Origin of the sequence: Aurantimonas sp. A3-2-R12 (genome assembly GCF_036016755.1) — a bacterium.
In the GTDB taxonomy this organism is placed as follows: Bacteria; Pseudomonadota; Alphaproteobacteria; order Rhizobiales; family Rhizobiaceae; genus Aurantimonas; species Aurantimonas coralicida_A.
The window spans coordinates 1-9,027 of sequence record NZ_JAYXIH010000076.1; the positions used below are offsets into that span (position 1 = coordinate 1).

Annotated in this window: 10 protein-coding genes and 1 pseudogene; 5 read left to right on the plus strand and 6 right to left on the minus strand. The window is 63.3% G+C overall.

The annotated features are described in order from the left end of the window. Nucleotides 1-383 (plus strand): putative sulfate exporter family transporter (locus VSX60_RS21380; RefSeq protein ID WP_327626274.1); only part of this gene is annotated, 383 nt, incomplete at its 5' end. 60 nt (nt 384-443) lie between these two features. Next, a complete protein-coding gene (gene pta, locus VSX60_RS21385; protein WP_327626275.1) occupies nt 444-1,469 on the plus strand; it encodes a phosphate acetyltransferase in 1,026 nt (341 codons plus the stop codon). A 532-nt stretch (nt 1,470-2,001) separates the two neighbouring features. On the opposite strand, the gene VSX60_RS21390 is transcribed toward pta, so the two are convergent. Together VSX60_RS21390 and VSX60_RS21395 are read right to left on the minus strand one after the other, a co-directional pair. Beyond that, complete coding sequence (locus VSX60_RS21390) at nt 2,002-3,402, minus strand: NAD(P)/FAD-dependent oxidoreductase (protein WP_327626276.1); 1,401 nt, start codon at nt 3,400-3,402, stop codon at nt 2,002-2,004. A 36-nt stretch (nt 3,403-3,438) separates the two neighbouring features. Then, entirely contained in the window at nt 3,439-3,813 is a 375-nt protein-coding gene (locus tag VSX60_RS21395) for a nuclear transport factor 2 family protein (protein ID WP_327626283.1), read from the minus strand. Between the two features lie 500 nt (nt 3,814-4,313). Between VSX60_RS21395 and VSX60_RS21400 the strand changes: the two genes are divergently transcribed. Beyond that, a complete protein-coding gene (locus VSX60_RS21400) occupies nt 4,314-4,658 on the plus strand; it encodes a hypothetical protein (protein WP_327626277.1) in 345 nt (114 codons plus the stop codon). After that, nucleotides 4,658-5,308 carry a phosphonate metabolism protein/1,5-bisphosphokinase (PRPP-forming) PhnN gene (gene phnN, locus VSX60_RS21405; RefSeq protein WP_327626278.1) on the plus strand — a complete coding sequence of 217 codons (651 nt, stop codon included), beginning with the start codon at nt 4,658-4,660 and terminating at the stop codon, nt 5,306-5,308. Before VSX60_RS21400 ends, phnN begins: the two co-directional genes overlap by 1 nt. A gap of 380 nt (nt 5,309-5,688) precedes the next feature. Here phnN and iolB read toward each other — a convergent pair whose 3' ends face one another. Continuing rightward, a complete protein-coding gene (gene iolB, locus VSX60_RS21410) occupies nt 5,689-6,510 on the minus strand; it encodes a 5-deoxy-glucuronate isomerase (RefSeq protein WP_327626279.1) in 822 nt (273 codons plus the stop codon). A 4-nt stretch (nt 6,511-6,514) separates the two neighbouring features. Continuing rightward, complete coding sequence (locus tag VSX60_RS21415) at nt 6,515-6,772, minus strand: DUF3329 domain-containing protein (RefSeq protein WP_327626280.1); 258 nt, start codon at nt 6,770-6,772, stop codon at nt 6,515-6,517. A gap of 137 nt (nt 6,773-6,909) precedes the next feature. Here VSX60_RS21415 and iolG point away from each other — a divergent pair, with 137 nt between their 5' ends. After that, entirely contained in the window at nt 6,910-7,896 is a 987-nt protein-coding gene (iolG, locus tag VSX60_RS21420) for an inositol 2-dehydrogenase (protein WP_327626281.1), read from the plus strand. A 148-nt stretch (nt 7,897-8,044) separates the two neighbouring features. On the opposite strand, the gene VSX60_RS21425 is transcribed toward iolG, so the two are convergent. Together VSX60_RS21425 and VSX60_RS21430 are read right to left on the minus strand one after the other, a co-directional pair. Then, nucleotides 8,045-8,767: a hypothetical protein gene (locus VSX60_RS21425; protein WP_327626282.1), complete on the minus strand. Its 723-nt coding sequence runs from the start codon at nt 8,765-8,767 to the stop codon at nt 8,045-8,047. A 169-nt stretch (nt 8,768-8,936) separates the two neighbouring features. After that, nucleotides 8,937-9,027, minus strand: a pseudogene (locus tag VSX60_RS21430) (IS5/IS1182 family transposase); the annotation flags it as partial.

Here is a 9,027-nt window from a genome sequence, read left to right on the forward strand (position 1 = left end):
ACGCGGCCGGCGAGACCGCCACTTTGGTCAAGCTCATCCGCGTCACCATGCTGGCGCCGGTGGTGCTGGTGTTCACGCTGGTGTTCCGCGCCACCCACAAGAGCGAGGCCGAGGCCGGCAAGCGGCCGCCGCTGATCCCCGGCTTCGTGCTCGGCTTTCTGGCGCTGGCCGCGCTCAACTCCTTCGGCCTGATCCCGAAGCAAGCCGCCGACATTACCGCCGACGTCTCCGGCTGGGCGCTCCTGTTCGGCATCGCCGCCGTCGGCATGAAGACCGCGCTGAAGAGCATCCTTTCCGTCGGTCGCCAGGCCGTCCTCCTGGTCGTCGCCGAAACCGTCTTCCTCGCCGCCTTCATCCTCATCGGCATCGCGTATCTGAACTGATGGCAATGGGCTCAGGCCCAGAACTGCCGTGGCAAATCGCACTCGCGAGGACAGCGAACCATGAAGCCACTCGACGACATCATCATTGCCGCCAAGACCTCGCCAAAACACATTGTACTGCCGGAAGGCGAGGACGCCCGCATCATCGAGGGTGCGGCGCGCGCGGTGCGCGAGGGCATCGCCCGGATCACACTCCTCGGCGACCCAGGGGCAATCGCCGCGAAGCTGGACGCTACCGGCTTGGATCCGGCAAGCGTCGCCATCCTGGACCCGGCACGGGCGCCGCAGACTGCCGACTACGCCGCCGCCTATCACAAACTGCGCCGTCACAAGGGTGTCGACGAGGCCGCGGCGAAGGCGGCCATGACCACGCCACTCGGCTTTGCCGCGATGATGGTCCGACAGGGCGACGCCGACGGGACGGTCGGTGGCGCCATCGCCACTACCGCTGACACGGTCCGCACGGCGCTGCAGATCATCGGCCGGGCGCCGCAGGCCAAGATCGTGTCGAGTTTCTTCCTGATGATGCTCTGCGAGCACCACCATACGACCAAGGGAGGCTTCGTCTTCGCCGATTGCGGGATGATCGTCGAACCGAGTGTCGAGGAACTGGCCGAGATCGCCATCGCCTCGGCCGATTCCTACGCCGAGTTAATCCGCGAGGAGCCGCGCGTTGCCATGCTGTCGTTCTCGACCGGTGGCAGCGCCAAGCATGAACGGGTCAGCCGGGTGGTCGCCGCCGCCGATCTCGTCAAAACGACCCGCGCCGACATCAAGGTGCATGGTGATCTGCAGTTCGACGCCGCCTTTGTGCCGGCTGTCAGCGCCGCCAAATCGGCCGGTTCCCCGTTGGAGGGTCTGGCCAACGTCATGGTCTTCCCCAATCTCGACGCCGCCAATATCGGCTACAAGATCGCCCAGCGGATCGGTGGCGCCAAGGCGATCGGACCGATCCTGCAAGGCTTGGCCAAACCCGCAAACGACCTTTCCCGCGGCTGCAGCGCCGACGACGTCTTCCATATCATCGCAGTCACCTGCGTGCAGGCGATCGCAGCGACAGCAGGGGCCGGGCCAGCGGAGCGTTGAAAGCGGAACGGCTCGCCAAGCTCCTGTTTGAGGACTACCGCGACGAAGGTGAGTGACGCCTGCGGCTCAGGGGCCTGGAGCGCCTTGTGACCGCCGGTCGGCTCCTCTTAGCCAAGCGCCGTTACCGCTTCATGCCGCAGCCCGATGATCCCAAGCGCATGCGCGATCTCACGCATCTGCAATAGCTTCACAAGCGCCTTCCGGTCGTCATCTTCATCACGACATCTCTAATACCAACCTGCGGTGATAGGGACCTATTCGATGGCGCTGAACGGGGGCTTGTCCGGCCAGGAGCGGCGCGCAGTTCGATGCGGCGCATCGGGCAAGCGGTGCGACGCCGTCCGGCAGGCCCGTCCAGCCCACCGAAGGCCGGGCGCTCGCCGCGCCTGGATTCGCCGCGGGCCTCGCCCGATGCGCCGCATCGCGCGTCGTCCCGCTCCTCGCCACGCATCGGCGCCAAGGTGCGGGAAATGGCCGGTCGAATGGGTTCCTATCGCCGCAGGTTGGTATAAGTGGCATGTCGTCGGCCAATTCATCGAGATTCATCGGCGTACTGGTACCAACCGTACATCAGCCGCTGGCCCAATCGCCGGAAGGGCGTCAGGATGCCGTAACTCGGCAATGGCGAGGTGAAGATCGGCAGGTCGAGGCCGGCACCTTTTCCGGCCAGCATCTGCGCCATGCGCCGACCGGCCTGGGCGGAATACATCACGCCGTTGCCGCCATAGCCCATGGCGTAAAAAATTGCCTGCGCCGGGTCCGGCTGGAAAATCCGCGGCATCATGTCGTGGCTGACATCGACCCAGCCCCACCAGGAATAGTCCAGATCGATGCCTTCCAGCGCCGGGAACTTGCGGGTGAGCCCCTTTTGCAGAAGCGCCAGATGCTTCGGGTTTTCGGCATCGGCGCCGGTGATCGCACTGCGGCTGCCGATCTGCATCCGGCCGTCGGGCAGGAACCGATAGTATTGGCGAAGCGTGCGCGTGTCGGTCAACGGTGAACCGGTCTGAGCGCCGCACGCCACCTTCTCCTCCTCCGTCAGCGGTCGCGTAACGATGGAATTCGACAGGATCGGCATCAACCTGCTTCTGGTGCGGTGGCTGAGCCCCGGCGGCGTGTAGCCGGCGGTCGCCAGCGCCACGGCGCGGGCGCGCACGGTGCCCCCAGGGGTCGTCAGATGATGGACCCCTCCCTTGATTTCCCAACCCATCACCGGGCTGGCCGGATGCACCTTGGCGCCGAGCTTGCGCGCCAGTCGAAGATAGCCGAAGGCGAGCTTACCGGCGTGGATCGAGATGCCGTCCGGCTCATGCATAGCCCCAGCCGCTTCCTGATCCCTGACATGGCGCTCATGCAGTTCCTCGCGGCCGAGCATGCGAGAACCGTAACCAAACACGTCATTGAGAAGCTTCGATTCCGCTTCCAATTTCGGCAGCACACCTGGCTTGTGCGCGATGTAGAAATGCCCGCCGTCTTGCGGCTCGCAATCGAATTCGCCAGAGCCGATCAGATCGCGGAACAATTCGAACGCTTCCAGGATCTCGGCGTGCAGCTTCTTTGCGACCTCGACTCCCCAGCGTTGGATCCACTGTGACCGCTTCAACCGCCCGGAGGAAATCTGGGCTTGCCCGCCATTGCGGGTCGAGCAGCCCCAGGCAACCGTATTGGCTTCGAGCACTGTCGCTTTGATCCCGTGCTCCTTGGCCAGATGGATGGCGCAGGACAGGCCCGTGTAGCCCGAGCCGACCACGACGACATCGACATCCATGTCGCCCGAGACCGGCCCGTCGTCCTCGGGCGGCGGACCAGCCGTCCCGATCCAGTAGGTCGGCGCGTAATCGCGGTTGTGGCCGGGGCCGGCATCGACGAGCGGATCGTAGTGCGGATCATAGCTGGCCTTGGGCCAATGCTTGGGACGAATGGGATCGGACATGGCTCGGATTCCCGGATCTGGAGCGCGACGCTGGGTTCAGGCCGTGAGCAGCGGGCGGTTCTTGCGAAATGCTTGCTTGACGATGATTTTGCCGCCGCGCAGCGTGAACAAGTCGGCACCCTGCGCTTCCACTTTCGTGCCGTCGGCGTTGGTGCCGGAAAACGTCCATTCCGAAACCGCCCGGTCACCCTGGACGAAGTGGCTGTGATGATCCCAGTGGGCGTCAGGCATCGTGGACCATACGCCGCTGAAGGCATTGGCCATGGCCTCGGCGCCTTCTATCCGAGTGCCATACACCTCCGGCCCACCGACGGTGTAGAAGACGCAATCGTCGGCGAAGACCCGCATCACGGCCTCGATGTCGTGGCGGTTGAAGGCGTCGAAGGTGGCTGCGAGATCGGCGGCGGTCAGCGTATCATTCATGTGGGCATCCTCATTTTCATCGCCTGATTGTGGAGAGCTGCGACGGCCGGCGGCTCAGCCTGCGAGACGCTGGCCATCCTGCCTCTCGTGCATCCGCTCGACAGGATGGCGCGCCCCTCGGATCCCCCGGTTCAACGGGATAGGCCGTCCACTGCGCCCGTGGGCGCGTGCCCGCCCGATGGCTCGATTTCAGGCTGCGGCAGCGTCGGGCGCGCCTGATCAAGGCTTAAGGCTTGGCGCGATCCGACCATAGGGCCAGTTTCGGGATTGACTGGGTCCAGGACCCATCCAACAGCGTCCGCTTCACAAGCAAATGCGGGCGCGGATGCGATCTTCGCCTCAAAGGCTGATGATCCACTTGCGCAGGACGATTCCGTACAATTCCGCGAATGCGATTCGGCCGCGCCGAAAACGTGCAATCGTGGCAGACAGGGGAGCGTCTGACGGCAGTTGCCCAGGCGCGCATGGTCTGCCTCCAGGGGGAACGGATGTTCAAGACAACGCTGCAGGAACCGACGCGCAGGCGGGAACAGATCGATGACCTGATCCACAACGGCTCGGCTGATATGGAATGGGCAGACGCGGTCTACCTTTCGCGTCAAGGAAGCCGCGTCGACCATCAGAGCTTCGCTCCGCCTGATGCCGCCGCACCGATCCTGGAGACGGCGGCGGGAACCTGCCGCGACGATCTGACCCGGAACGACATCGCCGCCGTTCAAGAGATGGCCCATCGCCGCGCGGACCGACCGGGGCTGAACATCCGGACGGGCCGTCTGGACGAGCGGCCGACCGCTGCTGCGTCGCCGAGCCTTCTCTCCAGAGATGCCGCTTGATGCCGACGACGAAGCAACGCCAGGCCAGCGGGGCGGCGGCCCCATTCGCAAATCATTCCCCCGGGTCGTTCGTCGCCGTGGTCGGACCCAGCGGCGCCGGCAAGGATTCGCTGCTGGCGATTGCCGCCGCAGCACTCGCCACGGACTCCACATTCTTTTTCCCGCGCCGCGTCGTCACCCGCATCGCGCTTGTCGACGCGGAAGACCACGACAGCCTGACCCCGGCGGCATTCGCCGCGGCCGAGGCCGCCGGCGCCTTCTGCCTGACATGGTCGGCGCACGGCCTCTCCTATGGCCTGCCGGCTGAGATTTCGCGCCGCCTGAAGGCTGGCGAGACCGTCGTCGCCAATGTGTCGCGGGCGGCTTTGCGGAACGCGGCGGAGCGCTTTTCCCGCCTCCACATCATCGAGATCACCGCTCCACGCCACCTGCTCGTCGCGCGGATCGCCGCGCGAGGCCGGGAAACGCCGGAGGAGATCGACCAGCGGCTGCGACGCCAGGCGACGCTCGACGTGCCGGAGAGCGCCGACGGGGTTCATCGCATCCACAACGATCGCGCGATCGACGACGCCGCCGCGGCCTTCATCGCGATCCTGCGAACGGTGCGCTTCATCGCCCCGGAGGACAGACCCGCCGAGCGGCGCGGCTGAGACGCAGAGCCACCGTTCAGGCGCGGGGCACATGCCGTTTGCCTTGAATCTTGCCTGCTTCGTTCAAGGATCTGGAAACGGTCGGTCGGAGGATATTGCGGCGGCGCGCGAGGTCGGGCACGGCCCAGACCTGGGAGCCCGACTTGCGGTCCGGTTCTCCTGAAAATGACCGTCCGTCAAGGCCGACCCGACATGGGACTGGCGCGACATCGCCAGCCGACATGACGCGATGGCAACCGCGCCGCGTGACCTTGCGATGCTTCTCCTGGATATCGCGGGGGCGGCATGATTATGGTTCCGGCCCCATAACAGTAGGCAAGCCGAACTCTCGCCGGAGACGGACAAGTACGCGCCCGCCCGCCAAAGCCCCGTTTCTGATCTCACGCCGGCGGCTTTACCAGCCATTCGTGCGCCAGTTCGTTGTGGAACTTCCACGTCCGCGTCGGCCCGGCCATGACGTTGAGATAGTACAAATCGTAGCCGTGCGTCGCCGCGCAGGGGTGATAGCCCTTCGGCACCAGCGTGACGTCGCCGTCCTCCACCACCATCGCCTCGTCGAGTTCGCGCGTGCCGTCGTCTCGCGCATCCGTATAAACGCGCTGGAAGGCGAAGCCCTGCGGCGGATCGAGGCGGTGGTAGTAGGTCTCTTCGAGATAGGACTCGTCCGGCAGATTGTCGGTGTCGTGCTTGTGCGGCGGATAGGACGAGGTGTGCCCGCCGGGCGTGATCACCTCGACGACCAGCAGTGAATCCGCGCCGGGGTCGGTTTCGGGCAGGATGTTGGTGACGTGGCGGACATTGGTGCCCTGCCCGCGCGTCTCCCGGCCGAGCGAAACCGGAGCGATCAGCCGCGGCGGATGCGCGCCGGGGGTTCCCGGCGCCGAGCAGACGGCAAGTTCGACGGCGGTCTCGGCCGTCACCTGCCAGCGGTCGCCAGCGGGGACATAGACCGACCAGGGCTTGCCCTCGAACGGGCTCATCCGCTCGCCGATCAGGCCGAAGTCCTCGCCATCGCTTGCCATGGAGGCACGACCCGAGACGAGCACCAGGCAGACCTCGCGGTCGCCGGTGCGCTCGGCGACGCTGGCGCCGGGGGCCAACCGATACAGCTCGAAGCCGACATAGCTCCAGCCGGCGCTCTCGGGCGTGACGTGGATGACGCGGTCGTGGTCGCGTTTCGGTCGAACGCGCAGATGGGACATCGGGTCACTTTCCTTCGCTGGTCTCGGTGTCGTTCGCGGCCGTTCCCTCCCCGGGCGCCGGTGCCTTGGCGCCTGCCGCGTTCGGATCGTAGGTGAGGAAGAAGGTCCAGATCGCCCAGACGGCCGCCGCGCTGGTCATGATGCCCCAGAAGGGCTCGTCCCTCGCCCATTCCAGCGCGGTCCAGACGACGAGCACACCGGTCAGGCACACGCGAATCCAGAGCGGGCGGTAGAACGGATGTTCGGCTTCGCGTCTGCGCATCTCGTCGCTCCTTCGTCGTCGGTCCGGCCTCTGTCACCGTCCCGAGACTGAATTCTAATCCTTCTCAAGCTCGGATTGTCTATTCCAATCTCAGCGATTAGTCCTGCGACGCGAGATTGGACTTCTGGAGACATGTCATGCTGAGCTTCGGCCTTCTGGGATGCGGCCGCATCGGCCAGATCCACGGGCGCAATATCGTCGCGCATCCTAACGCGCGGCTCGTCGCAGTGGCCGACGCGCTGCCGCAGTCGGCCGAGAGCTTTGCGGCCGCGTCCGGCTGCAAGGCTCGCCCGGCGGACGCGATCCTGACGGCCGCCGACATCGACGCCGTCATCATCGGCACGCCGACCGACACCCATGCCGGGTTTATCGAGACGGCCGCGGGCGCTGGCAAGGCGGTGTTCTGCGAAAAGCCGGTCGACCTCAACTCGCAACGGATTCGCGACACGCTGGCGCGGATCGGCGATGCGCCGTTGATGATCGGATTCAATCGCCGCTTCGACACGCATTTCGGTTCGTTAAAGGCGCGGATCGACAATGGCGATATCGGCGACGTCGAGCTCGTCACGATCCTGTCGCGCGATCCCGGCCCCCCGCCGGTCTCCTACATCAAGTCGTCGGGCGGCCTCTTCCGCGACATGATGATCCACGACTTCGACATGGCCCGCTTCCTGCTCGGCGAGGAAATCACCGAAGTCCACGCCGTCGGCTCCTGCCTGGTCGACAGCGCCATCGGCGAAGCCGGCGACATTGACACCGCCGCCGTGCTGCTCAAGACCGCAACGGGAAAGATCGCGCAGATCTCCAATTCGCGGCGGGCGACCTATGGTTACGATCAGCGCGTCGAAGTGCACGGCTCGAAGGGCCTGTTGAAGGCGGAGAACGTGCCCCAAACGACGGTGGTCCTCGCCAATCAGGCGGGGGTCGCGGCCGATCCCGTCCAGAATTTCTTCCTGGAACGCTATGCCGAGGCCTATCGCCGCGAACTGGCCTATTTCATCGATGCCGTCACCAGCGGGACCCGACTTTCGCCATCGGGCAGGGATGGGCTGAAGGCGGGGCTGCTGGCCGACGCCGCAACGCAGAGCCATGAGCGCGGCCGTTCGGTGAAACTCGAAGCGTGAACCAAAGCCGTGAGGCAAATCAGCGTCAGTGAAGAAGGGGGAGCAAGGTCCGCAGTGAAAGCGGACTGGTGCTGCCGGAGAGACTCGAACTCTCGACCAAAGATCCAATAAATCCTTGTTTTAATTTTCTTTTTTTCTGACCATTTGGTCATTTTTGGGTATTGGAATGAGCTGTGGATTGGGTAAACTTAAAACGTCCTAACTTCTTGAGCCTCGCAGGCAGACCCTGCTTGGCGAGGGGATCATAGCTTTCAAAGTGCCTTTGAATCATGCGTCGAATATCGTTTACCTGTGCTTCGTTGTCGGAAATCCCATATCCGCTCTGGTACAGCGAGTCTTGTATGAGGTTTTGAAACCAATGGTAATTTTTATCCAAGGTATCCCAGTAGCGTCCCTGCTTTAACCCGGAGAGATACTGTTTTGTCGCATATTCCACGGCTGTGAGCATCGCCTCTTCGCGGCCCCTTAAATGTGACACGACTGCATCGCGGATATGCTCTGGAATAAACGGGTCTGATTCCAGACGTATCTGCTCTTCACGAATTTTTATTGTCCTTCTCGGAATTGGTATACCGCAATACTCCCACGAGCCCGTAAGCATTTCATGCTTATTTCTTAAAACTTCAGAGTTTATATGTGAAACTACTTCTTCTGCATTTTTGTCATTCGTCCAATTTTCTTCTGCCCCCCCCCAATCAAACTCTCGAAACAGATCGTCCGACAGACTGGCCAACCGGTCAATAACGCGCTTTTGGTATTCCGTATTTACGGAATTTAGAAGACCATTCTTTGCCTTTAAATACGTAAGAACTGCTACGATTGAACCAACGATGTAGAATGCCGACTGAAATATCTTTACAGCGCTGTCCATAAACACTACCTCATGTGGCTTTAGTTGTGCCTTTGCCGTCTGCATACCACGTTAAATAGCAAGCATTTTGAAATTCAGACATGGGGAGCCGCTGGACGATGACGAATCCCGCCGGGGTTGCGTCGAGATTGATAGCGGGAGCCTGCGTCTTAGAGCCTGATTCAAAAGTTCAGCAATAGATCCAATATCTTGCGATGCGCCTCGTGAGCATTCGGATGCTGGCGATGAGCGTCCAGGCCGTTGCGCTTTCGATTGATCGC